Below are 24,423 nucleotides of genomic sequence, written 5' to 3'. Positions count from 1 at the left end.
CAAAAAACCGATACTAACCTACCTTATCACTTAGAGCAACCCAAATTATATTGTCGTCAGTACATGGTTTATGAATTTATTTATTTCCGGCAACGCTTCTGTCATATGCTCAAAACGATGACTTCCTCCTTCAAAGATTACAACCGGATTTACAGTGAACCAAGATTCAGTTTGCTTCGGATCAAGGACATCATCACCCAGATCGAGTAAGATCAGAAACATTCCAACATCGGGAGCATCAGGATAAGAAGCAGGTGCATCTTCGGGCATCTTATTTAGCTGTCCATCTTTAAAATTTTCGAATTCAATCCCGATATGCTTTTTCAATGATTGCTGAGGTTGAATAGTTGGGTTAATGAGAACAGCCGGGATTCCATATTTTTTCCCAATTACAGAGGCCCAGTATCCACCTAAAGAGGTTCCAACCAACACGACAAAATGGTCCTTTCGGGATAGATAAATCCGTTCAATTTCATCAGAAAGGTGTGTATCGATGGAATCGAAGGTGCTAAACGAATCATAATCAATCGTAATGGTTTCGCCCAGCTTTTCCAGCTCTTTTATTTTCCGGCTGTTCGGGTCGCCCTTGTAATTAAAGCCGTAGTATGGTCGTAAAATTGTGATGTAACATTCGGTGTTGAATGTCCCATGACTTTAATCACTCCATAAATATCGGCCCCTTTTGCCAAGACATGAAATGGTTTATGAGTTGACTTAGTCTTAGAATCCGTAACCAGGATGAAACTATTTATACCGAAAATTTTAGGCGATGCAGTTTATTCTGTATCGCTTTTTTTATGCAACTTTTACAATGCTTTTCAAGAACGCAGTAAGGTTAATCATTGTTAGTGATTACCTTTGAGACATATTTTAAAATTTACACGAATTAAATGAAGAAGATTCTACTCATTATTGGAGTCTTGGTGGTTATAGGTTTACTTGCTATACCTAAACTGCAAGGACTTTCAGGTAACTCTGAAAACAGCAACCAAAGTAACTCCGGCTCTGCTCCATTGTCTGTGGATGTGCATGTAGTGCAGCCACAAGTTTTTGAAAATAAAATTTTCACGACAGGTACTCTTCTTGCGAACGAAGCCATAGATATTCGCAGCGAGATATCCGGGAAGATTGTGGAACTTTATCTTGAAGAAGGGCGCGAAGTTACGGCAGGAGAAACACTTTTAAAGATCAACGACAGTGAGCTGCAAGCACGGCTGGAACAAGCAGAATACCGTATTGGTCTTGCTGAAGAGAGAGAGCGACGCCAACGGCAATTATTGGAAAGAGGTGGAATTAGCCAGGAAGAATACGATGCCACCCTCAATGAACTAAACGTTCTGAAATCAGAAGCAGATTTAATTAAAGCCCAAATTGAAAAGACAGAAATTATAGCTCCCTTCGACGGAATTGTAGGTTTAAGATATGTTAGCAATGGCAGTTACATTTCCCCAAATACCGAAATTGCTAATCTGCAGTCCATTAATCCCATAAAAATTGAGTTTTCTATTCCAGAGCGATACGCAGGGGTCGTTGAGAATAATGATCGCGTCATTTTTAATGTGCAGGGATTTGATGAAGACTTCGAAGCTTCTATTTACGCCATTGAACCCAGAATTGAATCACAAACACGTACATTGAGAATTCGTGCCCTTGGAGATAACACAGAGGGTAAATTGTTACCCGGCGCCTTTGCTAACCTGGAACTGATTTTAGAGGAAATTGATGATGCATTAATGATTCCTACCATATCCGTAATTCCTGAACTTCAGGGACAAAAAGTATTTATGCTCAGAAATGGTGTAGTACAAGAGCAACAGGTTGAAACAGGCATTAGAACGGAAAGCGATATTCAGATCATAGAAGGACTTGCTCCCGGCGACACGGTACTTACCACCGGACTTCTGCAAGTACGAGCCGGACAGCAGGTTCGGGTAGATCAGGTAGATAAATTTGAAGGAGAAGGGTCATGAGTATTTCCTCGCTGAGTATACGTCGTCCGGTTTTAGCAACGGTCATGTCCTTGGTTATTCTAATCTTGGGGATCGTGGCATTTACCTTTTTGGGGATACGGGAATACCCTGCAACCGAGCCTCCTATTGTTACGGTTAGTACTTCCTATACCGGAGCGAATGCAGATGTGATTGAATCCCAGATAACCGAGCCGCTTGAGGAAGAAATCAACGGAATAGCGGGTATTCGAACCATGACTTCCACGAGTCGTGAAGGGCGAAGTACCATCACCGTAGAGTTTGAGTTGGAAATTGACCTCAATGATGCTGCCAATGATGTGCAGTCAAGAGTATCCCGGGCCGTTCGAAGCTTGCCACCTGATGCCGATCCGCCGGTAGTTTCCAAAGCAGATGCAGATGCGAGTCCCATTGTTTTCTTAAATGTCAGAAGTGATAAACGGAACCTGCTCGACCTCTCTGATGTAGCTTTTAATGATTTTAAAGAACGGGTTCAAACCATACCGGGAGTCAGCAGTGTTCAAATTTGGGGTGAAAAACAGTATGCCATGCGTCTTTGGTTAGACCCACTTCGTTTAGCCGCCTACAGTCTCACTCCGCTGGATGTGCAGCAAGCTTTGCAGAGTGAAAATGTGGAGCTTCCTTCCGGCAGAATTGAGGGAGATTTGACGGAACTAACGGTGAGAACACAGGGTCGCCTTTACGAACCGGAGGAATTCAACAACCTGATTATTTCGTCCCAAGATGGAAATGTGATTCGATTCCGTGATATTGGTCGGGCCGAATTGGGTGCTGCAAATGAACGAACCATCCTGAAAAGAAATGGGGTGCCAATGGTGGGAGTGGTTATAGTTCCACAACCCGGCGCTAATCAAATTGAAATAGCCGACGAATTTTACGAAAGGGTAGAGCAGATCAAACAAGATCTTCCGGAAGACATTCAAACAGCGGTCGGCTTCGATACCACCGAATATGTTCGGGCTTCCATTGATGAAGTTCAGCAAACGATATTCCTGGCACTATCCCTGGTGGTATTGATCATTTTCTTGTTTTTGAGGGATATCCGTACCACCATTATTCCCATTCTTGTCATCCCCATCGCGTTGATTGGTGCCTTTTTTGTGATGTATATCGCCGGTTTCTCTATTAATGTGTTAACACTTTTGGCGATAGTTTTAGCTATCGGGCTGGTAGTTGATGATGCCATTGTGGTGCTGGAGAATATCTATGCCAAAATTGAATCCGGTATGAATGTAATTGAAGCGGGGATTCTGGGATCACGAGAAATTTTCTTTGCCGTAGTAGCTACCTCATTGGCTTTGGTTTCAGTATTTACTCCTATTTTGTTTTTAGGGGGATTAACGGGAAGACTGTTCTTAGAGTTTGGTATAGTGATGGCCGGTGCAATTATCATCTCATCATTCGTAGCACTGACTTTGACGCCCATGTTGTCCACTAAAATCTTAAAATCAGATTCCAAGCACAGTACTTTTTATAAAAAGACCGAACCCTTTTTCCTGTGGCTAAACGAAAAGTATAAGAGCAGCTTAGAGTCTTTTATGGCTAACCGATGGGTGGCATTTGCAATCACAGCCGTTTGTTTGGCCGGAATCTGGCTGTTCTATACCAATCTTCAGCAAGAACTTGCTCCTCTCGAAGATCGCGGGCGACTCATTGTAAGTTCCACAGCGCCCGAAGGTGCTACCTTCGATTACATGGATCGATACATGGATCAGCTGAACGAGTTTTTGCTGAATGAAGTCCCTGAAATTGAAGGGCTGATATCGGTAACCTCCCCGGGTTTTGGAGCAGCCAGTTCGGTGAATTCAGGGTTTGGACGCATTATATTATCACCGGCTGAAGAACGGGAACGATCTCAACAGGAGATTTATAATGACCTCTCAACTAAGGTTCAGGATTTAAGCGGTGCGAGGACTTTTATTGCCCAGGAACAAAGTATCGGTGGCGGCAGGGGAGGTCAGCCCGTGCAATATGTACTGCAAGCCGGGAATATAGATCAGCTTAAAGAAGTCATACCAACATTCCTCCAAGAAGCTCGTCAGGACCCCACTTTTGCTTTTGTAGATGTAAACCTGAAGTTCAACAAGCCTGAAGTGGAGGTCAGTATTGATCGGGACCGGGCGCAAGACCTGGGGGTTTCAACCCGGGATATTGCCCAAACTCTGCAGCTCGCATATAGTGGGCAGCGATTTGGCTACTTCCTGCGAGACGGCAAGCAATACCAGGTAATTGGACAAATGTCTCGAGAAGACCGAAATGCACCTATTGATTTGAAAAGCCTCTACGTTCGAAATAATGAAGGTGAGATCATTCAGTTAGACAACTTGGTGACACTTACTGAACAAAGCAGTCCGCCGCAACTGTTTCGATTTAACCGGTATGCATCAGCAACGGTCTCGGCAAGTTTGGCTCCGGGTAAAACTATTGGTGATGGAATTGATGCCATGGATGCTATTGCATCGAATGTTTTAGATGATTCTTTTACTACCTCATTATCAGGACCTTCACGCGATTTCGTTGAAAGTTCATCCAGTCTTTTATATGTATTTCTGTTGGCTTTATTACTGGTGTACCTGGTACTTTCTGCTCAATTTGAGAGTTTCAAAGATCCTTTGGTAATTATGTTTACGGTTCCACTTGCCTTGACGGGTGCACTGCTCACGCTGTGGTATTTCAATCAGACCTTAAACATTTTCAGTCAAATTGGGATGGTAATGCTTATCGGTTTGGTAACTAAGAACGCCATACTGATCGTGGAGTTCGCAAATCAAAGACAGATACAGGGGCTGTCAAATCTTGAAGCTATTAAAGATGCAGCGGTGGCTCGATTCCGTCCAATTTTGATGACCAGTTTATCAACCGTGTTGGGAATTCTGCCCATAGCTCTTGCACTGGGAGCCGGAGCTGAAAGTCGAAAGTCGATGGGTATTGCCATTATTGGCGGTTTGATTTTTGCCAGTATTCTTACTCTCTACGTAATTCCGGCACTTTACTCCTACATCTCTGTTGAACGTTCTGAGAAAGGTACTATCGACGAAGAGACGTTCCGTAAATACGAGAATCTTGAAACTGCTGAGGTTTAATAATATCTGATATGAAAAGTTTGAACACCATATTATCAACATTAGGTATTGTTCTATTTGTTGGAATGATCAGCGGCAATATTCAAGCCCAATCAACATTAGAGCTTGAGGATGCTATTCGAATAGGTCTGGAAAAGAACTTCTCTATTCGAATCGCTGAAAATGAAGTCCGCATTTCAGAAAATAATGCTTCATTGGGGAATGCCGGTTTCTTGCCTGTTATTTCAGCAGATGGTGACATTAATAAACAAGTTCAGGATAACGTAACGGTGTATAGTAATCCCAATATAGAAGACCGGGATGATGAAAACGCCAAAACTACTGTGTATGATTATGGCATTAATGCCACCTGGACTATTTTTGACGGTCTGACCATGTTTGCAACGCTCGATCGTCTATCAACAAACTTGGATATAAGTGAAGAACAAGCCCGAAATCAGGTCGAATTGGTTTTAGCTGATATAATTGCCGGCTACTACGAGATTGCCGGACAGCAAAAAGCGGCAGCAGTATTAGAGAATACCGTAGAAATTTCAGAAGAGCGAATTCGAATCGCTGAGACTAAACGAGATTTAGGTTCCGGTTCGGAATACGAATTGCTATTAGCCCGTGCCGACCGAAATACCGATCGTGCCGCTCTCATTCGTGCAAGAACCTCACTCAATCAGCTCAGGGTGTTACTGAGTGCAGTTTTAGGGAAACAGGAAATTGAAGAATTTCGGGTTCAGCCGGAAATTATATTAGGTGAAAAATTGGAGTTAGAAGCACTCATTGAAGATGCTTTAATCCAAAACAAGGAATTAAGTATTGCCCGTTTAAATGAGCGTGTAGCACAATCAGAAATTCGGGAGATTAGGGGAGAGTGGCTGCCGCAGGTTGATGTATCCGGTGGATATGGGTATTCAAGAACGGAAGCGAGTGTGGGTTTTTCTGAATTTTCGGAAAGTGATGGGTTTCAATATGGGGTGACGGCGAGAGTGAACCTATTTGATGGTTTCAATAAAAACCGGAGAAAGCAAAATGCTCAAATTGAACTTAAGAACGAGCAGCTCAGGCTGGAAGATTTGCAGCTGCAAATCACCGCACAAGTCAGTCAAACCTATGCCCAATATGAAGATGCATTGGAGCTGATAGCCCTGGAAGAAGAAAATCTCGAAATCAATAAAGAAACCGTAGATATTGCCCTCGATCGATTTGAACTGGGAACAATCAGCTCCATAGAATTACGGGAAGCCCAGCAAAGCCTGCTCAATGCCGAAAACAGATTAATAGAAGCCCAGGTAGCCGCCAAAACTGCCGAAACAGAATTGTTGAGATTGAGTGGTCGGTTGCTTTCGAGAGTGGAGTAAGGAATGGAACGCGGATGACACGGATAGAGCGGATTTGAAGAATTGAATAGTGCGATTCTTGACATGAACTCCATCTTTCGGCTCAGCTGGAACAGGGTGACCAAGTTGAAGATTGTAAGAGCCGGGTGATGGAAATTTTGGCCTCATCCAGAAGCTAATTAATTACCCTCGCTCCGCACGCTCTGCGTCGGAGCGAATAATTAAGAGTTGGAATTCCACTCCACCACATCCTCCTCAACTCCGGCATATACCTCATCAATTTCTTTTTGAAGCTCAATGGTATGGCAGAGGGCGGTAACCACCTGGCAATAGTGCTGAATTTCTTCATTGGAAACTTTTGGTACGGCTCTTTATAGAAACTTTAAAGGGAGGCTAAAGAAAAGTCCGGCAGAAAAAATCACCCCGGCAAGTTAAAAACCAGGGTCAATTTTGTCCCGTTTTCTGAAAAGGATACATCATCGGCATATTCCTTCATTAAGAACACTCCGCGGCCACTGGTTTTCATAAGGTTTTCTTCGGCGAGTGGGTCCGGTAAAGTTGCGGGATCAAATCCTTCGCCCTGATCCTGGGAATGAATATAAAGGGTTTCGTCTTCAAGGTGAGCCGAAACTTCTACCATCTTTGACTCATCTAGTTTATTGCCATGAACAATGCTATTGGTAGCTGCTTCAGAAACGGCAAGCATCATCTTGGCATATATTTCATCGCTGAAACCGAGTTCTTCCTGAAGGGCATTTAAAAAACCTTCAAGTCGTTCGACTTCATCGAAGTTAGATTGTAGCGTTAGGGTCTGTAATAATTTCATATGTTAAGCATAAATACCGCGCAATTTCAGCGTCGTGGCCACTCGGTCAATAGCATACACATAAGCCGCTTGACGAAGCGTTATACTATACTTTTCACTCACCATAAACAAATTATCAAAAGACTCTCTCATCATTCGATTTAGTCGCCGATTAACTCTCTCTTCGGTCCAGAAATATCCGTGTCGGTCCTGCACCCATTCGAAGTAAGAAACGGTAACTCCACCCGCATTGGCCAGGATATCCGGGACCACCATGATTCCGTTGTCTTCCAAAATCTTATCTGCATTAGCGGTGACGGGGCCATTGGCTCCTTCAGCAATAATTTTAGCCTTAATATTTGGCGCATTTTCTTTGTTGATCTGATCTTCTTTTGCGGCAGGAATCAGTACATCGCATTCCAGTTCTAACAGATCTTGGTTTGAAATCTTTTCGGCACCTGAGAATCCTTCTAAAGAATTATCATGTGTTTGCACATAGTGAATAGCTTCAGGGATGTCGATTCCATCGGCATTATAATATCCACCGCTGATATCGCTGATAGCTAATACTTTGGCACCTTGTTCATACATCAGGCTGGCTGACACGGAACCTACATTCCCAAATCCTTGTACCACTACAGACGTGTTACTTGGTGATATGCGGAGCTTACCAAGCGCCGCCAATGTGGAAGTTACCACACCGCGACCGGTTGCTTCTTTACGTCCTTTTGATCCCCCTAAAATAATCGGCTTCCCAGTTACCACAGCGGTTTCTGTTTTCTTTTGCTTCATGCTGTAGGTATCCATGATCCAAGCCATGGTTTGCTCATTGGTATTCATATCAGGGGCGGGAATGTCGCGGTCAGGCCCAAATACATCCAGCATGTTGGCAGTGTATCGGCGAGTCAGTCGTTCAAGTTCAGCCTGAGATAATTCTTTGGGATTCACTCTTACACCACCTTTGGCTCCGCCAAATGGAACATTCACCACGGCACATTTCCAGGTCATCCACGCTGCCAGTGCTTTTACTTCATCGATGGTAACATCATCAGAATACCGAATACCCCCTTTTGATGGACCCAGAATACTATTATGAATAACACGATAGCCGTCAAAAACTTCAATTCTGCCGTCATCCATATTAACGGGGATTGACACCATCACCACTTTTTCGGGACTTGAAAGATATTTAAAGACTCCTTCATCCAGATCAAGTATTTCTGCTGCAAAACGGAATCGCTCCATCATGGAAGCAAAAGGAGAGTCGTGGGCAATGTGAGGTACCGGTTCTTTGTAATAGCTGGAAGAAGCAGGGTCTTTCTTTGACATCGTCTGTGATTGAATACAATTGCAATTTACCGCTAAAAAAGCGGTTCCAAATTTAAAAAAGAATATGGAAAACTATTGGTGTTTTCTTGCTAAGACGACAATTTTTTTTCACCAATATTATTTAGAACTTCATTGAAAATGAAAGACCCGGTGAAGTAGTTTGAGAGTTTGGGTCGTAGAGTTGAGTAGGTTGAAGATTATACCGTGATTGATCTTCCGGGGCTCCGGATCTGAAAAATTGGTATCCGTTAAATGCAGCTGATAAACTTCCTATAATAATGTTCGCAATGGATAAATTTGTTCTGGCTTGATTTTTAGTGATGGTTGTATGTTCCAAACACTCTCCAATTGTAGGACATATCGTAGATGTTGATGAGCTGCTATTATCCAAATTGATCAGTCCAAGGGTTATACTGGCTGCACCTACTGAGGCATTAAATAGGTTACCGTAATTTCCACTTTCAGTGCTATTGTCTAACATCATATATGTTGTGACCCCTAACTGGGCGCCCGCAAGTATGGAGGAGGCTATGGCATACTCGGTTTCAATATTATTTTTAGTTACCGTTTGTTTTTGCGGATCTGTAAAATCGTATGCCGGCTGAATCATAGCTGCTTCTGTTTTGGTTAAACCATTTTCTGCCAGCCAGCCATCAATTAAATGTGGGTTAATATCTTTGATATAATCGAACTTGTGTTCTTTATTAATTTTTTGAGCAGTTTCCAAGCCTTTCGTTTTTGCTAAGAGATATCCAACCGCACAGAGATTTCCGTCTTTATCAATAAAAACAGGAAGTCGGTTTTCAAAATGGTGATTTACGGGGAAATTCTCAGCCTCAGTATAATCCTCAAGTAAATGAATAAGGTGTGCTCGCTTTTTTTGTTGATCAGCACTCAAATAATCCGTATCGGTATTTTTTAGCTGCTTGATAACGTAGTTTAGATGCGTTTTAATCCTGATATTTTCGGGAGTGTGTTCATCAGGAACCGTTCCAAAAGTTTCGGTATAACTTACATCTCCCAGCACGGCATTGACAGAGTTAGCAGGAGCTGAGTTGTGTACAATGGAAGCGGACATTAAAACCAAACCAATGAAAAGAGGAAATAAAATACGATACATAAAACCCTGATTATTTTATAAGTTGGTTTATGAAAATACAAATATAATTTACTATTGAAACTACATAATAATGTTATAGAAAAAGGGGATACTGAATCCTTTCCATTATTATCTAATTGTTAAGTATTGGACTCTGCAGCATCTCGTAACACTATCTTAACATATGATCTTTACCCTTGGCTGTAAATCAGCACACAGAATAAAAATTAATGTCAGATTCACAATCTAATCAAAACAATCAGAGTCCGATCGAAAAGTTTATCCCAACGGGATTTTATGATGTTATAAAACAAGAACGAGTTTTTATAGGCCTAATTGGTCTATTCTTTTTTATTGCCGGTGTGGCCTTTCCCTATGCAGAGTTAGCCATGTGGGTGGGCTTTGTTTTTGCCGGTTATTCAGCCATTGCCAATGATAGTATCCAAACCATCGGAACCTTTCTGGCTTCCAATATGGACAAAAAATGGTGGGTTCTTTGGTTATGGATCGGCGGTATTTTCCTGGTAACCGTTGCCTCAAGTTGGTATATCTACGATGGGGACGTGACTTATCAGCGACTGTCATCCAAAGGCTTTTCAGAAGCACCGACTGAGTTTTCATTTCTACAGGTAGCCGCCCCTGTATTCCTGTTGATATTAACGCGAATGCGGATGCCCGTTTCCACCACTTTCCTGTTGCTTAGCTGTTTTGCCACTTCAGCAGAAGGGATTACATCTGTATTAGGAAAAAGTTTGCAAGGTTATGGAATCGCTCTTGTTGCGGGTCTTGCGGTATGGTTACTAGTTACTAACACCCTTGAAAAGAAATTTAAAGGCGAGCCACATAAAATCTGGCTACCCTTACAATGGATTATATCCGGTAGTTTATGGGCGGTATGGGTGATGCAGGATGCAGCTAATATCGCCGTGTATTTACCACGCTCTCTTGACTTCTCTCAGTTTTTAGGATTTGCCCTCTTTATTTTCTTTGGTCTTGGACTGTTATTCTACCTTCGCGGAGATAAAATTCAGGAAATTGTAACAGAGAAATCCCGTGTGACAGATGTCCGCTCAGCTACCATTATTGATTTTGTATATGCCATTTTGTTGATCTATAAACTAACCGTTAGTACCGTTCCAATGAGTACAACTTGGGTATTCCTTGGATTATTGGCCGGTCGAGAAATTGGGATGAGCATAATGGACGGCAAAGAGAAAGGCAGGCCAATGGGCAAAGTATTCTCTATGGTCTTCAAAGACCTCAGTTATGCCTTAATTGGATTAGCTGTTTCAATCATTCTGGCGATTTCTATAAATGCTGAAGTTAGAGACCAATTGCTTGAAATGATTGGCTATTGATATTTAAAAGTAAATATCTCATACTAAGGCGTGCTTGCATCAGCGAGTACGCCTTTTTTATGTTTCATATTTTGCATTCTCCATGAAATGAATAATTGAAATATCATCAACAGGAATTAAAATGAATGCGCGATGAATGCGAATGTATTAGTTCTTAATCAAGATTATCAGCCCCTGAGCATATGCTCGGTACAGCGTTCTATTAAGCTGATTTTTTTAGAAAAGGCTGAGCTGCTTCACGACGACCCTGACAAAAAACTGCGTACTACCCGAAAATCATTTCAGTTTCCTTCGGTCATAAGGCTAAGGAGTTACATCAACGTGCCATATTCAAAAATTGTACTCTCCCGTAGAAATGTTATGCGAAGGGATGATTTCACGTGCCAATATTGTGGCAAAAAATCGGATCTGACTATAGACCACATCTTACCCAAAAGCAGGGGCGGACAAGATACTTGGGAAAACCTGACTACTGCCTGCGATAAGTGCAACGTTAAGAAAGGCAATCGAACTCCCAAGGAAGCTCAAATGCCGCTTCAGAGTAAACCCTACCGTCCCATCCCCATTACCTTTTTCAGAGATTCCAATGGGGGCGTTCAGGAGCCCTGGAAGCCTTACCTGTATATGACATAGTTATTAGTCAAAAACCAAGGGTTTATACCCGTTGTTCATATAGGTAGTGAAAACGGTAAGCATGGAAAGCCCTTGAAGTATCTGTGGGTTAATTTCATCAAAACCATATCCTCGTGCCAAAAGCGATTGGCCACACACGTACAGTTCAACTCCGGCTTCCTTTAAGGTATCAATAAGCTCCAGGTTGGGATTGTCGAGCTCATAGCGTTTCTGGTAGGCTTCATTGTCAATGACTAAATCAGTAGCTCCTCCGTGTATTACAACAGCAACTTTTAAGTTAGCCGGTTTCACGCCGCCCAGTCCGTGTAGATTCATCATTCTTGCTACATTATTTAAACCGGGATTCAGGCTCGCTTTGTCCCGTTGAAGGGTTTTAAGATCTATGACAATCTTATATTCCATATCCGGGTCAGGATCTACGGAATTGGGAATTTCGTAAATCCCACCAAAGTTTTTGATGATGGGAAACTGGGTTTCCTGGGCAAAAGCATCCGTGAAGAATATCATAGAAAAGATCGAAAAGAACAATAAAAGGATGGTTCGCATAGTTGATTTGATTGAGTAAGAATTCGAAGCAGGATACTGAATTCAGTCTATGATATCCATAGCAACTAACAATATTCTGAGATCGTCCTTCACCTAAAAAAACCTTATCTTTGATGTTCGCTTATTCAAAGAAGAAATTATTATAGTACAATGAGTAAAAAAGGCAGAGTATTAGTTGCCATGAGTGGTGGTGTTGATTCGTCCGTAGCTGCTGTGATGTTACAAGAGCAGGGCTATGAAGTTATTGGCATCACAATGAAAACGTGGGATTATCACCGAAGCGGGGGTAATTCAGGAAAGGAGACCGGCTGCTGTACGGTAGAGTCGATGAATGATGCCCGTCATATTGCCGTAAATCATGGTTTCAAGCACTTTATCGTAGATATAAGGGAAGAGTTCGGTGATTGGGTTATTGATCGTTTTGTGGACGATTATCTTGGTGGAAGAACACCAAACCCTTGTGTGCTATGTAACACCCATATCAAATGGGCTGCTTTACTTAAAAGAGCTGATAACCTTGGTTGTGATTATATTGCAACCGGTCACTATGCCAAAGTTCGTGAAGAAAACGGACGGTATGTAATTTCACGGGGTCATGATCCCAAGAAAGATCAATCGTATGCACTTTGGGGGGTGAATCAAAAACATTTAGCGAGAACAATTTTTCCTCTTGGGGAATATCCAAAAACAGAAATTCGCCAAATTGCAGAAGATCATGGACTAACAAACGTGGCTAATAAACCTGATTCTTATGAAATTTGCTTTGTGCCTGATGACGATTATCGTCGTTTCCTGAGAGATCGAGTTGATGGACTTGAGGAAGAGGTTTCCGGTGGTAAATTTGTAGATCAAAACGGCAATATTGTCGGAGAGCACGAAGGATATCCTTTTTATACCATTGGTCAGCGCAGGGGGCTCGACCTTGCAATGGGTAAACCTGTTTATGTTACTCATATTGATCCTGATACCAATACAATTACCATTGGTGAGAAAAAAGACTTGATCAGCTCAACCTTGGTTGCCGGAGAAATGAACCTGGTCAAATATGACAAAATTCCAACCTCTGAAATGGAAATAACAGGAGCCATCCGTTATAATGATGATGGTGCTGTAGGGTATTTGACGCAGTTGAATGAAAACGAAATGAAGGTTCACTTTCCCACAGGTCGTGAAGCTATCACTCCCGGACAAGCAATTGTTTGCTACGAGGGAAATGATGTTATAGCAGGTGGCTGGATCAAAAAAGTAAATGTGGGAATGCAAGATTTAGTATCTGCCTAATGTGACCTGAAATGAAACAACTTCCGCCATTAAGCGTTACAATCAACGACTTCAACCAAAAACTAATTAGATTACATATGAAACGCGTTTCCGTTTTAACACTCTTGTTCTTTGTGACCCTTTTTTGTAGCTCAAATGCCTATGCTCAATTTGAGGGACAAATTATGATGAACCTCTACAGCAATGATAATGGCAAACAAGAGGTCAGTACTTTGAATTTATTTGCTACTGCCGACCGAATCATGTTAAAGGGAGAGGATAACTACAATTTTATGGATCAGGTTAGTACAGATGGCCTGTTGATTCGAAATGATATCAAAGATTTTATTATAATGACGGGCAATGATCAGGCACTGCAGGTTACCAAAAAAGAAATTGAAGGTCTTGTTGAGATGTTTTCAAGCTGGGGCGGTTCTTCTTCAAGTAGTGGAACTAATGGAACTCCTGATAACAGATACAGATTTTCTGATGAAACAAGAGAGATTTTGGGCCACCAAGCTGCTGAGATGATTATCGAAAATGATGAAGACCCAAATAAATATCTATCTGTTTGGCTTACTCCGGAAATTGATATTAACTGGGGTATGTTAGCTGAAAAGTGGAACAATATGCCGGCTGACATTGACAAAGAGCTAAATGGGATGTCACAGGAAATAATTTTTAAAAGAAAAAACTTCCCACTTTTGATAGAGGCAGTAGATGGGAATAAGAGAGTGAAAATAATGGAAACTCAAAATGTTAACCGTTCCAATGTAGCCAAAGCAATGGTTGAAATTCCATCCGGTGTTACATTAATGAGCTTTAAGGATTATGTTTTTAAAATGATGATGGAGCAGTAGTTTAACGAATATAGATCAAAAAGATTTAGAAGCCACTGAGTTCAAATTCAGTGGCTTTTTTGTTGGGATAGATTTCCCACTAAATTTTTAGCAGGTAATGTTCTACTGCATATTACCCAATAAATACATATCCCCTGTTGGTTGAGGCACTCCACCTTTAGGTTCCATGGTTATAGCAAAGGCCCCCTCATTAGCTGAACTTTGGAGCTGTTCGATCTTAAAGAAATTATCACGCTGAGGATCTTGAACGGCAAAAACACCGGCGCTTATTGGTTGGCCGTTGGCTATAAACCAAAGTTGGTAATCTTTATCAACAGGCACCGATGGGAGGTTAGCAACTTGTAGGAGAGCCTGTCCGCTTTGTTTGTCCCAAACTACTTTTCCATATCCATTTGGATTCATGTCTTCAGTTCCATCCATAACCACTAAATCAACTTCTCTTGCCTCAAGGATGGTAAGTAATTCTTCCTTACGCTGAACTTCAGTTTCCAGTCGCTCGATAGTGGTTTGCTGCTCTGAGATAAGCCCCTGTTGAGATTGAATATCTTCTTGCAGTGAAAGGTTGTATAAGGCCAATCCAAGGCTGGTAAGTACGAAGAAGATGGATGCAGCCGCAGCCATTTTATACCAGGTCAGTTTTCGAACCGGAGCCTGTTTAGGTTCTCTTTCTTGGTACTCTTCAGTAACAGCCATAATCTGATCTTTAACGGCAGGAGAGGGGCTGCCACCGGATGTTAACGTGGCCATCTCGGCTGCAACGGCTTTCATATCATCCAGAATTTTAAGTTGATCATCATCTGCTTTTGCCAGAAGCTTCTGGAATTCTTTTTCTTCCTGCTCATCAAGAGCATTCAGAACATAGCCTGAGCAAAGTTCGGTAAATTTATCTTCCTTTTTCATAATTCTAATTCCTTCGCTAAAATCTCTCTTAATTTCATCATGCCATCGCGCATCCTTGTTTTAACGGTACCGAGCGGTATATCATATTCATCCGCAATCTCACTTTGAGTCATCCCATTAAAGTACGCGACCTGTAAAACTTTACGCTGTTTATTCGAAATTTTGTCAAGAGCTGCGTGTAGTCGCTTAGCCCGGTCAGTTAAAATGGTATCCTCCAATGGATCATTTTTATCAGGATACAAAGGATGAAAAACATCCTCATCATCTAAGCTCGTAGATTGCTTTTTTTGTTCCTTGTAAACTTTGGAACGTAACCGGTCAATAGATTTATTGCGAGTCAGTGATACAATCCATGTGTACACTGATCCCCTTTCTAAATCGTACATGTCAGCTTTTTCCCAGATGGTGGTAAAAACTTCTTGTAGTATATCTTCGGCTTCTGATCTTTTCTTTAGAATAGATAAAATGAGACCAAACAAAAGCCGATTATATTGATCATAAAGTTCAGAAAGAGCGTCCGGATCTCTGGCTTTAATACGTGCCATGATAGCCCGGTCTCGTTTCTCATCTTTCGTCAGAACTTTGCCAATGGTTGATAAAATGAAAAAAAGCATAAATGTTCTCAATAATTATACGCAAGCAAATCACAAGTGGATTGATTACATGGAATAATATTTAGTCAATAAATGATAGGTAGTATATAAAAGTTTCAGAAAGCTAATAAAAAGAAAAAAGAACCATTATCCCAAGCTCATCTTTATTTCATTTACTCCAACAATGGGTTTGTCGCAAGTGAAATTTGAACAAATATATAATGTTGGTTGATTATTGAGGCATACCTGATTGCCGGTATATGGAGCGGTCTTAACAATCTTATCTCGATTTTTAGGTTTGATAACATGGAGCACCCGGAATGGATGTAGGTTTTTACGAGCCGGTCTGATCATCGCATCAGTGTCATTATCATCGGTGATTGCCAAGGCGATTTCTTTCCCTTCTGCATATAGAAATTGAATACCCTGCAAACCGTGACATATACTGGAACCGGAACGAATTAAGTCAGCTGAAAAAACTTTCCCGATTTTGTTGGCATACTCTTCCAGCTCTGTATTTCCTGTGAGTCGGCTGAGGCGGATGAAATTTGATAAAGCTACCGAATTGGATGAAGGAATGGCTCCATCAAAAATCTGTTTTTGCCTGCCATAAACCTGGTCTGCATCGGCTATACTAAGATAAAACCCGCCTTTCTCGGTATCCCAATAATGTTCTGTAAAAACTTCATTCCAGTGTGTTGCTTTTTCAAGATATTCAGGGTTGAAGGTAGCTTGATACAACTCTATTAGCGACCAAATCCAAAAAGCATAATCATCGGCCATGGCTGGAATAGCTGCTTCACCATCTTTGTACCGGTGAAGGAGTTTGTCATCTTCAATAAGATTATCTTCTACAAATGATAAGGCTCCTTCAGCCAGACCAATAAATTTGTTGTCAGAAAAGGTAAAACCGGCTTTTGCAAAGGCAGTGATCATCAAGGCATTCCAGTCGGTTAAGACTTTATCATCAAGAAGAGGTCTGGGACGAGTCTCACTCTCCCTGAAAATTTCTTCTCTGATTTGCTTAAACCATTGTGCCTCTTCTTTGCCCAGCTCGTCAGACAAATGGGGGATATTTGTTCCGACTCGCTTACCGGTTGCTTCTTCTTTGAAATTTCCTTCTTTCTGAAAGTTAAATAGTCTAATAAACTTTGTAGCATTTTCTTCTGAAAGCAGTTTTTCAATTTCATCATTAGACCATACGTAGAATTTACCTTCTTCACCTTCACTGTCCGCATCTTCAGCTGAATAGAAACCACCTTCTTCATGCCTCAAATTTCGTTGTACATATGAGGCAATTTCATATACAGTCGACTTGAAAAGAGGATTTTGAGTAGCTTGCCAAGCTTCAGTATAAGCCATCATTAGCAGGGCTTGATCGTACAACATCTTTTCAAAGTGGGGAAGTAGCCATTTTTGATCTGTTGAATAACGATGAAATCCGTACCCAATATGATCCCACATTCCTCCCAATCGCATAGATTCAAGAGTTTCAGTAACCATTTCCAAAAACCGATCTTCTCCGGAAGTTTTCCACTTCCGAAGGAGAAACATCAAATTATGGGGACTGGGAAATTTTGGAGCTTCGCCGAACCCTCCATATTCAGTATCGTATCTTTTTGCGAGTTGTTCTGCGGCGTAGTCAATAGCCTCAGTTCCTGGAAATTGTCCGCTTTCAAATTCCTGTGATCGTGAAAAGCCTTCACGTATTTTTTCGGTGGCCTTTTGTACTTTTTGGGGCTCATTTTTCCACATGCCACTCACTCCGGGGATAAGCTGACGAAGGCCAATCCTATTGGGGTGGGCTTCTTTTGGAATATAAGTGCCTGCAAAGAAAGGTTCTTTGTCAGGCGTCATAATAATAGTGAGCGGCCAACCTCCGTGTCCCGTTAGCATCTGGCACACGGTCATGTACATGCTGTCAATATCAGGGCGTTCCTCCCGGTCCACTTTTACGTTGATAAAAGCCTCGTTCATTAATTCGGCAATTTCAGGATCTTCGAAACTTTCATGGGCCATCACATGGCACCAGTGGCAGGTAGCATATCCTATAGAAAGAAAGACCGGTTTATTTTCAGCCTTGGCTTTATCAAAGGCTTCATCTCCCCAGGGATACCAATCCACAGGATTATCTGCGTGTTGTTGAAGATAAGGGCTTTTTTCGGAGGCAAGTTTATTCGGCATCGAAATCTTTTTTAAAACGTTGGCTGTAATCTACAATAAACCTATCGTATTTAGTCTCCATTAGAGGAGAGGTAATCAGGAAATCAGCTGATGATCTGTTGCAAGCCATGGGGATATTGTAGACAATACTTATGCGTTGCAGGGCTTTAACATCCACATCATGGGGTTGTGCTTGCAGCGGGTCCCAGAAAAATATCATTACATTGATTTCATTTTGCACAATAGCGGTTCCTATTTGGAGGTCTCCGCCAAGTGGTCCGCTTTTAAAACGGTATACCGGTAACCCAATTTTTTCAGAAACCAGTTTTCCGGTTGTTCCTGTTCCAAATAAATTATGGTTCGAAAGGTGTTCACTGTTGTATTCTGCCCAGTCCAGAAGGTCCATTTTTCGATGATCATGAGCGATCAAGGCTATATTTTTCTTGGGTTTCATGGGCTGAACTGAATCAGCGATAGAAGGGTGCATTTTTTTTGCAGACATTATAATAACGGTTCATTATGAGTAAGAGTGAGTACAGCAAAGATGCAAAGGGTTGGCGGATAATGAAAGAAATTATCTCGTTAAGAGAATAGAAAAGCATTAAGGCACTTAGATAACTAAACGCATAGGAGGGCGTTCAAGTCTGATTTGCTTGACTTTAAACTCTTCATCATCGAAGCCTTTTAATTCTTTTTGGCTTTCTTTAACAAAGAAAGTTTCGGAATTCTCGTCAAGATATAGCTGTACATCCGGGTGGTCGAAAACAGTTTCAGAAATCATAATCTCTTTTTCGGAAGCAGCATCAACCAGCCGGGAGGCAATATTTACAGTCGTTCCAAAATAATCGATACGACCATTTAGGTTTACAGCAGTGCAGTCTCCGTAGTGAACACCGGCTTTTAGTTTAAATGCATCACCCACTCCGGAGGTGGAACCAAATATTTGTTGGATTCGCTGCACGGCTTTAAGTGCAGAGACCGGCTCTCCAAAAACAGCCATAACTGAATCACCAATGTTTTGACAATTCCACCACGTTCTTCAGCTACAATTTGTTGGATAAGTTTAAAATGTCCCATTACCCGCCCAATGGCAGATTCATCTCCCTCTTTTATATAAAGTTCGGTAGAATTCATTAAATCCGTGAACAGGAAAGTCACATCAGATGCTTTGACCTTACTGGTTTCCTTCAAAATTTCCTGTGAAAATAACTTCGTGAAATCTACAGAAGAGCTAACCTCGGTGGCATAAATGGCCTCTTCTTTCCAATTCAATTTATCGATAAAGCAAACCGATGATTTTGAGGAGTGATTAAAAATGGCAAGGTTAGGTCTTCGTGAAATTACCAGCTCAGAACCATCTAATTCATCATCAGTGAGGTACAAGTTTATGTTATCCGTTCCGTCTTCTCTCACATGAAATACCAGGTGTCCCTCATGGTTGTAGGTTCGAAAAAGATAAGTGCCTACATCAAGGCTTAACTGTGGGTATCTTTCATCGCCAATGTTTAAATGTTGTTGTATGATTCGGTGTGGCTTATTTCCCGGACCTCCCATACAGTACACTCTGTCTGAGATTTTTCTTATTAGCGGGTGAGCTTTAAATACAAGGTGCGTATTGCGGTTAAAATCCATGGTATAATCCGATTCACACTCTTCGCAATACAAGTGTACCCTTGCTTCCTGCATTTTTCGGAAATTATTTTTGGGTGATTTACAGGTTGGACAACAAATATTCCAGCTAAAGTCCAATAAGTTTAGTTTTGTAGCATGCAAAAAAACATTGAGCACTGAGTATTTCTTCTCTCCCCAATATTCTGCAATGGCATATGGATGAATACATTCAAGATCTTCATCTTCGGCGTATTTGATCAGGGATATGAGTCGGTCTACTATACGCTTTCGATTGGTAACTTCCTTAAGTTCCTTTTCAATTTCTTTTAATTTCTTCTCTGCACCTCGAACCAGTTTTTTAGATGATGAAAGTTCGTAAGGTCTCTGATTCCCTGTAATTGCTTTTTCTATATGGTGCAAATAGGCATTTAATCGCCGTTTTATTAAGTAATCTACATAAAGCTTTACCGGTAGAGAAAAGAAAGCCTTGGAGACAAATATCCAGATTTTCACGACCAGTCTTGTACCATGTTCTGTCGGTATTGATTCGGTAGATATTTTTAGGTCTTTAAGGATTCCCGACTTGTATCTTCTTTTAACCCCAAAGCGATAAGGTGCTTCCCAGGTAAAAGGTTCCTCTATCCAATTAACATATGATTTCAGCGAATTGTGGCTCAGTTCAAGGAATCCTTTTGGTGTATTTCGGGAGAGAGAAATTTCTTTTATCGGGGTAGCTCCATGTATTCGGAATAAACGATTTGTGTCTGAAATATACTCCCACAGCTGTGCAGGTGAAGCTGCCAGGGTAAACTCCCATTTATGTAACTGATGTTGTCCTTCTTCCATATATATTTTTTTGAGCCAACTAAAGGGTTATCCACTAAACAGTTCGAATATTGATGGACGAACCCGTATCTTTGTAGATCAAATACAGATATAAGAGTAACTGAAACACTAAATGTTACAAATTTTTAATCTACATTAATAATGGCAACAGAAAGAACACTTACGATCTTAAAACCTGATTGTGTCCGAAAAGGGCTCATCGGAGAAGTTACAAAAAGAATACAGGAAGCTGGATTTAAAATTTTGGCTATGAAAATGACCCGTCTTACCAAAGACACAGCCGGAGGATTCTATGCAGTTCACAAAGAACGTCCTTTTTATGACGAGCTATGCGAATTCATGAGCAGCGGTGCTTGTGTACCCATGATTCTTGAAAAAGAAAATGCTATCGAAGACTTCCGTACTTTTATTGGAGCAACAAATCCAGAGGAAGCAGAAGAAGGAACCATTCGTGCAGATTTTGCCGACAGTGTCGGAGAAAACATCATTCATGGCTCCGACTCTGTTGAAAATGGTAAAATTGAAGCAGCTTACTTTTTTGCAGAATCAGAGGTGGTAGCTAATCAAGCCTGATATTTTATAAGAATATCGTGTTATATTAAAAACCCTGTTCATAACGAGCAGGGTTTTTTATTTCACACAATAACAGGAAATGAAGTTTTTCCATAAAGCTCTATTTGTAGCCTTTATTTTCGTAGGCTGTACAGCCTCAGAATCTGAAGAAATATCAAAAAAAAATCTGCCCGTTAAAATTGGGGCGGAAGTTCTGCTCGATGATTACCTGCCCGAACTGGAAGGCAAAAGGGTGGGGCTGGTGATGAACCCAACCTCTCGGGTTAATGGTACCCATATGGTTGATACCCTCATGAGTTTAGGGGTGAATGTAACTGCACTCTTTGCTGCCGAGCATGGGTTCAGGGGTGAACTTGGGGCCGGAGAAACTATTGAAGACGGAATTGACCAAGAAACAGGACTGCCGGTTTTTTCGCTGTATGGCAACACAAAAAAACCAACTGCCGAAATGCTGGAAACGGTAGATATTTTACTGTTCGACCTGCCAGATATGGGCGTCCGATTTTATACGTATAACGTCACTATGGGATTGGTGATGGAAGCCGTTGCAGAAAATGATAAAGAACTGTGGATTTTAGACCGGCCAAATCCTTTAGGGGGCGAGTATGTGGCCGGCTGGATTTTACAGGAAGAGTATATATCATTTGTTGGGGCATATCCTATGCCTGTGGTATATGGAATGACGATGGGAGAATTGGCTCATATGGCGGTAGGTGAGGGATGGCTAAATTTAGATACATCACCAAATTTCAAAGTCATTAAATCAGAGGGATGGGAGAGAGCTATAAAATGGCCCACAACAGGATTGGACTGGATTTCACCTTCCCCAAATTTACCAACCTTTGAGCATGCTTTTGCCTATGCCGGAACCGTTATTTTTGAAGGGACTAATTTATCGGAGGGGCGGGGGACTGAAAATCCATTTTTGTATATCGGTTCACCAAATATGGAATTCACTGAAGGAGATCTGAATTCATTAGAGAAAAAGCATATGGTACAGCTTGACTCAATAAAATTCACACCTCAGTCAATTCCAGGTAAAGCTATTTCACCAAAATTAGAGGGAGAGAAGTGCTTCGGATTTCATATTTCATTTCCAAATGGATATAAAGAAGTTGATCCATTCAGGCTTGGCTTAGATTTATTGGAGTTTTCCAGGGATCATACCACGGATTTTGAGATCAAAGCTTTTGCGAATAACCTTTTTGGTATTGATTTGAAATCCATCATTGAAAATAATGAATCCATACCTTCCTGGGAAGATGACGTGCAAAAATTTAAAGAAAAGCGTTCTGAATATTTATTGTATTGATAAAATACTCAACTATAAAACCTGGCAGGTCTGATAACTAATTCCAGTTTATTTATCCCTGTTTTCTGCGCAACCATTCGTAACTAATTAAAGCCGCACTTACCGAGGCATTTAAAGATTCAACGTCATTGTGCATAGGAATTTTTAAAATGGAGTCACATCTTTTTAGTACATCAGACTGAATCCCTTCTCCTTCACTTCCAATTAAAAAAGCAGTGGGTTTTTCAAGATCGGCTTCCCAAACAGTTTTTTGGGCACTCCCATCAAGGGCAGCAATAGAAAAACCGGTCATTTTAAGATCCTTGAAAGCTTGATTTAAATCGTGTACTCTGATAATCGGAATTTTGCCGGCTGTACCTGCTGAAGTTTTATACACTGTAGCATTAACCGGCGCTTGATTTTGCATGGGAATAATGACTGCTTCCATCCCTGAAGCGGCTGCTGAGCGCAGTATAGCCCCGAAATTATGCGGATCCTCAATACCGTTAAGTAATAATACCGCCGGATTTTGAGAAAGCACCAACGTTTCTACCCACTCATAAAAGTCGGTGTATTTGGTGGCACTGATCTGGGCTAAAATACCTTGGTCATTCATCTTACCAACCATATTGAAAATCTTAGATCCCGGTACTTTCACCAACGGAACTTCATAATCTTCTGCAAGCTTGTTGATATCAAAATATGCGCTTGGTTTCAGGTTATTCTTGATATAGATCTTATTTACCTCTTGAGGGCGATTTTTTAGCGCTTCCTCAACAGGATTGCGCCCATAAATAATAAAATTATCCGATTTTGACATAAATGATTTTAAAGTAGTTTCACTTTCATTATACTGCATTCAGTTAGCTAAGATAAAGATAGTTGGAAGGACATGTATAAAGAAGAGGAATATAAAAACTCTCCCAGCGATGACCGGTTAGAATCCGGAAGCAGATACAATCCAAGGGAGTCTACAATATCATCCATAATAAATTATCTGCATTCCGTAAATGGGTTGCACTTGATTTCATCTGTTACCCAAATTTTAGTGGGCCTGGCTGTTGTTACCCTATCACTTCTTAATGGTATTCAGCCACTTTGGTTGGCAACTATTATGACAGTGATGGGCAGTATTTCTACCATGATTGGTATTTTTTTCTTATATCGTACCATTACTAAAACAGGAGCTTTTGATTCTTTGTTGCACCGGGCAATTAAACGGGTAATTAACTCACAAAACTAATTATCACGGGATATGAAAAGCTGCTTTTTTGTAATCGCACTATGTATGGGAAGTATAGGTAGCATGAATGCCCAATCTTTAAATATGGAACTACCGGTTAAACTTTATTCGGATAATGAGGATGGCTTTATAGTCATTGGACACCGCGGGGCAAGTGCTTATCATCCCGAAAACACCATGATCGCATTTAAAGCTGCTTACGAAATGGGGGCTGAAATGATTGAATTAGACCTGACCCTGAGTAAAGATGGAGTTCCGTTAGTGATACATGATGAAACTCTGGATCGTACCACCAATGGGACAGGTAATGTATCCGACTATACCCTTTCAGAAATAAAGGAATTAGATGCCGGTTCCTGGTTTAGCAGTGAACATGAAGGAGAGCCGGTTCCCACACTCGAGGAAGTCCTTAAATTTGCAAAAGGTAAAATTGCAGTAAATATTGAAATTAAACCGGAAGCAGTTACAGAAAATTGGAAAAATGGAATAGAGGCAAAAGCCTTAGAACAGGTTAAAAAATATGAAATGGAAGAATACGTCATATTCTCCAGTTTTAACTACCGGGCTATAGAAAATTTAAGAAAACTGGATGTGGACATCCCCGCAGCATTGCTATATGAGAAAGGACAATCGGAGGGGAGGGGTATCACGGAGTTGGTAACTGACTATCAAGTGAATGCGTTTAATTGCAGCAGGCGACAATTTTCAAAAAAATGGGCTGAAGAGGCTTCTGAGAACGATATTCCGGTTTTTGTGTACACTGTAAATAGAGAAAGCCGCATGAAAAAGATGTTTGAAAGGGGGGTGACCGGTATTTTTTCGGACAAACCGGACTTATTAAAAACCGTTGTGGATAACATGTGGAAAAGTAAGCGGTGATATTCAGCCTTTTGAATTGAACGGGGCTGTTTAAC

General features: G+C 41.2%; 23 protein-coding genes. 11 read left to right on the top strand and 12 right to left on the bottom strand.

Annotation, left to right across the window (positions count from 1 at the left end; all coding sequences use genetic code 11):
* Positions 1-45: 45 nt before the first annotated feature.
* Positions 46-618, bottom strand: coding sequence for a YqiA/YcfP family alpha/beta fold hydrolase (locus RI561_RS07810; RefSeq protein WP_395079692.1), 573 nt, complete (start codon positions 616-618; stop codon positions 46-48).
* 272 nt (positions 619-890) lie between these two features.
* On the opposite strand from RI561_RS07810, the gene RI561_RS07805 reads away from it, so the two are divergent.
* From RI561_RS07805 to RI561_RS07795, 3 genes are read left to right on the top strand one after another with little or no spacing between them, the layout of a single operon-like run.
* Positions 891-1,970, top strand: coding sequence for an efflux RND transporter periplasmic adaptor subunit (locus RI561_RS07805; RefSeq protein WP_395079674.1), 1,080 nt, complete (start codon positions 891-893; stop codon positions 1,968-1,970).
* Positions 1,967-5,071 (top strand): efflux RND transporter permease subunit, encoded by a 3,105-nt coding sequence (locus tag RI561_RS07800; RefSeq protein ID WP_395079673.1) that lies wholly within the window; start codon positions 1,967-1,969, stop codon positions 5,069-5,071. Before RI561_RS07805 ends, RI561_RS07800 begins: the two co-directional genes overlap by 4 nt.
* An 11-nt stretch (positions 5,072-5,082) precedes the next feature.
* The gene (locus RI561_RS07795; RefSeq protein WP_395079672.1) at positions 5,083-6,420 is read left to right on the top strand and encodes a TolC family protein; all 1,338 of its coding nucleotides are present in this window, start codon (positions 5,083-5,085) and stop codon (positions 6,418-6,420) included.
* A 397-nt stretch (positions 6,421-6,817) separates the two neighbouring features.
* On the opposite strand, the gene RI561_RS07790 is transcribed toward RI561_RS07795, so the two are convergent.
* The 3 genes from RI561_RS07790 to RI561_RS07780 all read right to left on the bottom strand — a co-directional run bounded on the left by RI561_RS07790 (position 6,818) and on the right by RI561_RS07780 (position 9,653).
* Complete coding sequence (locus tag RI561_RS07790; protein WP_395079671.1) at positions 6,818-7,225, bottom strand: ATP-binding protein; 408 nt, start codon at positions 7,223-7,225, stop codon at positions 6,818-6,820.
* Between the two features lie 3 nt (positions 7,226-7,228).
* A complete protein-coding gene (locus RI561_RS07785; protein WP_395079670.1) occupies positions 7,229-8,533 on the bottom strand; it encodes a Glu/Leu/Phe/Val dehydrogenase in 1,305 nt (434 codons plus the stop codon).
* A 121-nt stretch (positions 8,534-8,654) separates the two neighbouring features.
* Entirely contained in the window at positions 8,655-9,653 is a 999-nt protein-coding gene (locus tag RI561_RS07780; RefSeq protein ID WP_395079669.1) for a hypothetical protein, read from the bottom strand.
* A gap of 209 nt (positions 9,654-9,862) precedes the next feature.
* On the opposite strand from RI561_RS07780, the gene RI561_RS07775 reads away from it, so the two are divergent.
* Both RI561_RS07775 and RI561_RS07770 read left to right on the top strand, forming a co-directional pair.
* On the top strand, positions 9,863-10,990 hold the full coding sequence (locus tag RI561_RS07775; RefSeq protein WP_395079668.1) for a hypothetical protein: 1,128 nt from the start codon (positions 9,863-9,865) through the stop codon (positions 10,988-10,990).
* A 132-nt stretch (positions 10,991-11,122) separates the two neighbouring features.
* Positions 11,123-11,623, top strand: coding sequence for an HNH endonuclease (locus RI561_RS07770; RefSeq protein WP_395079667.1), 501 nt, complete (start codon positions 11,123-11,125; stop codon positions 11,621-11,623).
* Between the two features lie 3 nt (positions 11,624-11,626).
* Here RI561_RS07770 and RI561_RS07765 read toward each other — a convergent pair whose 3' ends face one another.
* The gene (locus tag RI561_RS07765; protein ID WP_395079666.1) at positions 11,627-12,169 is read right to left on the bottom strand and encodes a DsrE family protein; all 543 of its coding nucleotides are present in this window, start codon (positions 12,167-12,169) and stop codon (positions 11,627-11,629) included.
* Between the two features lie 150 nt (positions 12,170-12,319).
* Between RI561_RS07765 and mnmA the strand changes: the two genes are divergently transcribed.
* Together mnmA and RI561_RS07755 are read left to right on the top strand one after the other, a co-directional pair.
* A complete protein-coding gene (gene mnmA / locus RI561_RS07760) occupies positions 12,320-13,450 on the top strand; it encodes a tRNA 2-thiouridine(34) synthase MnmA (protein WP_395079665.1) in 1,131 nt (376 codons plus the stop codon).
* Positions 13,451-13,527: 77 nt separating this feature from the next.
* Entirely contained in the window at positions 13,528-14,289 is a 762-nt protein-coding gene (locus RI561_RS07755; RefSeq protein ID WP_395079664.1) for a hypothetical protein, read from the top strand.
* A 102-nt stretch (positions 14,290-14,391) separates the two neighbouring features.
* Here the strand turns inward: RI561_RS07755 and RI561_RS07750 are convergent, their stop codons facing one another.
* The 6 genes from RI561_RS07750 to RI561_RS07725 form a co-directional block, all read right to left on the bottom strand.
* Entirely contained in the window at positions 14,392-15,189 is a 798-nt protein-coding gene (locus tag RI561_RS07750; RefSeq protein WP_395079663.1) for an anti-sigma factor domain-containing protein, read from the bottom strand.
* Complete coding sequence (locus RI561_RS07745; RefSeq protein WP_395079662.1) at positions 15,186-15,803, bottom strand: sigma-70 family RNA polymerase sigma factor; 618 nt, start codon at positions 15,801-15,803, stop codon at positions 15,186-15,188. The genes RI561_RS07750 and RI561_RS07745 overlap by 4 nt, the downstream gene beginning before the upstream one ends.
* A gap of 126 nt (positions 15,804-15,929) precedes the next feature.
* The gene (locus RI561_RS07740) at positions 15,930-17,966 is read right to left on the bottom strand and encodes a thioredoxin domain-containing protein (protein WP_395079661.1); all 2,037 of its coding nucleotides are present in this window, start codon (positions 17,964-17,966) and stop codon (positions 15,930-15,932) included.
* Positions 17,956-18,399 carry a methylglyoxal synthase gene (locus tag RI561_RS07735; protein ID WP_395079691.1) on the bottom strand — a complete coding sequence of 148 codons (444 nt, stop codon included), beginning with the start codon at positions 18,397-18,399 and terminating at the stop codon, positions 17,956-17,958. The genes RI561_RS07740 and RI561_RS07735 overlap by 11 nt, the downstream gene beginning before the upstream one ends.
* Positions 18,400-18,555: 156 nt before the next feature.
* A complete protein-coding gene (locus RI561_RS07730; RefSeq protein ID WP_395079660.1) occupies positions 18,556-18,945 on the bottom strand; it encodes an adenylate/guanylate cyclase domain-containing protein in 390 nt (129 codons plus the stop codon).
* Positions 18,846-20,402 (bottom strand): DUF5939 domain-containing protein, encoded by a 1,557-nt coding sequence (locus RI561_RS07725; RefSeq protein WP_395079659.1) that lies wholly within the window; start codon positions 20,400-20,402, stop codon positions 18,846-18,848. Before RI561_RS07725 ends, RI561_RS07730 begins: the two co-directional genes overlap by 100 nt.
* Positions 20,403-20,543: 141 nt before the next feature.
* Here RI561_RS07725 and ndk point away from each other — a divergent pair, with 141 nt between their 5' ends.
* Positions 20,544-20,975 (top strand): nucleoside-diphosphate kinase, encoded by a 432-nt coding sequence (gene ndk / locus RI561_RS07720; protein ID WP_395079658.1) that lies wholly within the window; start codon positions 20,544-20,546, stop codon positions 20,973-20,975.
* A gap of 79 nt (positions 20,976-21,054) precedes the next feature.
* Positions 21,055-22,287, top strand: a complete 1,233-nt coding sequence (locus RI561_RS07715; RefSeq protein ID WP_395079657.1) for an exo-beta-N-acetylmuramidase NamZ domain-containing protein — start codon at positions 21,055-21,057, stop codon at positions 22,285-22,287.
* Between the two features lie 52 nt (positions 22,288-22,339).
* Here RI561_RS07715 and rlmB read toward each other — a convergent pair whose 3' ends face one another.
* Positions 22,340-23,086, bottom strand: coding sequence for a 23S rRNA (guanosine(2251)-2'-O)-methyltransferase RlmB (gene rlmB, locus RI561_RS07710; protein WP_395079656.1), 747 nt, complete (start codon positions 23,084-23,086; stop codon positions 22,340-22,342).
* 72 nt (positions 23,087-23,158) lie between these two features.
* Between rlmB and RI561_RS07705 the strand changes: the two genes are divergently transcribed.
* On the top strand, positions 23,159-23,509 hold the full coding sequence (locus RI561_RS07705; protein ID WP_395079655.1) for a hypothetical protein: 351 nt from the start codon (positions 23,159-23,161) through the stop codon (positions 23,507-23,509).
* A gap of 12 nt (positions 23,510-23,521) precedes the next feature.
* A complete protein-coding gene (locus RI561_RS07700; RefSeq protein ID WP_395079654.1) occupies positions 23,522-24,388 on the top strand; it encodes a glycerophosphodiester phosphodiesterase in 867 nt (288 codons plus the stop codon).
* Positions 24,389-24,423: the final 35 nt, after the last annotated feature.

This window comes from Gracilimonas sp. (assembly GCF_031581265.1).
GTDB lineage: Bacteria > Bacteroidota > Rhodothermia > Balneolales > Balneolaceae > Gracilimonas.
The sequence above is the reverse complement of the archived record's forward strand: the minus strand, read 5'-3'. Positions and strand labels throughout refer to the sequence as shown.

Coding starts and splice junctions, on each gene's coding strand:
- RI561_RS07730 (WP_395079660.1), bottom strand. CDS start 18,945: ATGGCTGTTTTTGGAGAGCCGGTCTCTGCACTTAAAGCCGTGCAGCGA.
- RI561_RS07765 (WP_395079666.1), bottom strand. CDS start 12,169: ATGCGAACCATCCTTTTATTGTTCTTTTCGATCTTTTCTATGATATTC.
- RI561_RS07725 (WP_395079659.1), bottom strand. CDS start 20,402: ATGGAAGAAGGACAACATCAGTTACATAAATGGGAGTTTACCCTGGCA.
- RI561_RS07795 (WP_395079672.1), top strand. CDS start 5,083: ATGAAAAGTTTGAACACCATATTATCAACATTAGGTATTGTTCTATTT.
- RI561_RS07740 (WP_395079661.1), bottom strand. CDS start 17,966: ATGCCGAATAAACTTGCCTCCGAAAAAAGCCCTTATCTTCAACAACAC.
- RI561_RS07775 (WP_395079668.1), top strand. CDS start 9,863: ATGTCAGATTCACAATCTAATCAAAACAATCAGAGTCCGATCGAAAAG.
- RI561_RS07755 (WP_395079664.1), top strand. CDS start 13,528: ATGAAACGCGTTTCCGTTTTAACACTCTTGTTCTTTGTGACCCTTTTT.
- RI561_RS07715 (WP_395079657.1), top strand. CDS start 21,055: ATGAAGTTTTTCCATAAAGCTCTATTTGTAGCCTTTATTTTCGTAGGC.
- RI561_RS07770 (WP_395079667.1), top strand. CDS start 11,123: ATGAATGCGAATGTATTAGTTCTTAATCAAGATTATCAGCCCCTGAGC.
- RI561_RS07700 (WP_395079654.1), top strand. CDS start 23,522: ATGAAAAGCTGCTTTTTTGTAATCGCACTATGTATGGGAAGTATAGGT.
- RI561_RS07750 (WP_395079663.1), bottom strand. CDS start 15,189: ATGAAAAAGGAAGATAAATTTACCGAACTTTGCTCAGGCTATGTTCTG.
- RI561_RS07800 (WP_395079673.1), top strand. CDS start 1,967: ATGAGTATTTCCTCGCTGAGTATACGTCGTCCGGTTTTAGCAACGGTC.
- RI561_RS07735 (WP_395079691.1), bottom strand. CDS start 18,399: ATGAAACCCAAGAAAAATATAGCCTTGATCGCTCATGATCATCGAAAA.
- rlmB (WP_395079656.1), bottom strand. CDS start 23,086: ATGTCAAAATCGGATAATTTTATTATTTATGGGCGCAATCCTGTTGAG.
- RI561_RS07705 (WP_395079655.1), top strand. CDS start 23,159: ATGTATAAAGAAGAGGAATATAAAAACTCTCCCAGCGATGACCGGTTA.
- RI561_RS07745 (WP_395079662.1), bottom strand. CDS start 15,803: ATGCTTTTTTTCATTTTATCAACCATTGGCAAAGTTCTGACGAAAGAT.
- RI561_RS07805 (WP_395079674.1), top strand. CDS start 891: ATGAAGAAGATTCTACTCATTATTGGAGTCTTGGTGGTTATAGGTTTA.
- mnmA (WP_395079665.1), top strand. CDS start 12,320: ATGAGTAAAAAAGGCAGAGTATTAGTTGCCATGAGTGGTGGTGTTGAT.
- RI561_RS07785 (WP_395079670.1), bottom strand. CDS start 8,533: ATGTCAAAGAAAGACCCTGCTTCTTCCAGCTATTACAAAGAACCGGTA.
- RI561_RS07790 (WP_395079671.1), bottom strand. CDS start 7,225: ATGAAATTATTACAGACCCTAACGCTACAATCTAACTTCGATGAAGTC.
- ndk (WP_395079658.1), top strand. CDS start 20,544: ATGGCAACAGAAAGAACACTTACGATCTTAAAACCTGATTGTGTCCGA.
- RI561_RS07780 (WP_395079669.1), bottom strand. CDS start 9,653: ATGTATCGTATTTTATTTCCTCTTTTCATTGGTTTGGTTTTAATGTCC.